At 53.1% G+C, this 1,262-nt stretch carries 1 protein-coding gene; it reads left to right on the plus strand.

Annotated elements, in window-relative coordinates; translation table 11 throughout:
- Positions 1-82 precede the first annotated feature (82 nt).
- Positions 83-1,262 (plus strand): F0F1 ATP synthase subunit alpha (gene atpA, locus KDK19_RS17555; protein ID WP_257292476.1); only part of this gene is annotated, 1,180 nt, incomplete at its 3' end.

A 1,262-nucleotide genomic window follows, 5' to 3' on the forward strand; every position in this document is an offset into this window, starting at 1 on the left:
GTCCGCTCACGGTTGACCAAGCTTGCCGATGCGATGATTTCATAGTTACTTTTTTTTAAGTAAAGAGTTTGGCAGGTAAGCTATGCAACTGAATCCTTCCGAGGTCAGTGACATCATCAAGAGCCGCATAGAGCAGCTAGATGTGTCCAGTGAAGCCCGCAATGAGGGCACCATCGTCAGTGTCACTGACGGTATTGTTCGTATACACGGTCTGCAAGAGGTCATGTACGGGGAAATGATCAAGTTCCCCGGCGGTGTGTACGGTATGGCGTTGAACCTGGAGCAGGACTCCGTCGGCGCCGTTGTATTAGGTGACTATGGTCAGTTGGCTGAAGGCCAGACTGTTCAGTGCACCGGACGAATTCTTGAAGTTCCTGTTGGCAGGCAGTTACTGGGACGTGTTGTTGATGCGCTGGGTAACCCCATCGACGGCAAAGGTGCTGTTGACGCTACCGAAACGTCTCCTATCGAAAAAGTAGCGCCAGGCGTTATCGCTCGTCAGTCTGTGGACGAGCCGATTCAGACAGGTTACAAGTCCGTTGACGCCATGGTTCCTGTTGGTCGTGGTCAGCGTGAGCTGATCATCGGTGACCGTCAGACGGGTAAGACCGCTCTGGCCATCGATGCGATCATCAACCAGAAAGGTACCGGTATAAAGTGTGTCTACGTAGCGATTGGCCAGAAGCAGTCTTCTATCGCCAACGTGGTACGCAAACTGGAAGAGCACGGTGCAATGGAACATACCATTGTAGTGGCTGCGGGTGCTTCCGATCCGGCATCCATGCAGTTTCTGGCTCCTTTTGCCGGTTGCTCAATGGGTGAATATTTCCGCGATCTGGGTGAAGATGCCCTGATTGTTTATGATGATCTGACCAAACAGGCTTGGGCCTATCGTCAAATCTCCCTGTTGCTGCGTCGTCCACCGGGTCGTGAAGCTTACCCGGGTGACGTATTTTATCTGCACTCCCGTCTGCTGGAGCGTGCTTCCCGTGTAAACGCAGAGCACGTTGAAAAGCTGACCGATGGTAAAGTGAAGGGCCAGACCGGTTCCCTGACGGCTCTGCCTATCATTGAGACTCAGGCAGGTGACGTATCGGCATTCGTACCGACCAACGTAATCTCTATCACCGACGGTCAGATCTTCCTGGAAACCGATCTGTTCAATGCGGGCATCCGTCCTGCGATGAATGCCGGTATTTCTGTATCCCGTGTGGGCGGTGCTGCTCAGACCAAGATCATCAAGAAACTGGGCGGTGGTATCC

The organism is Endozoicomonas sp. ONNA1, assembly GCF_024606325.1.
In the GTDB taxonomy this organism is placed as follows: domain Bacteria; phylum Pseudomonadota; class Gammaproteobacteria; order Pseudomonadales; family Endozoicomonadaceae; genus Endozoicomonas_A.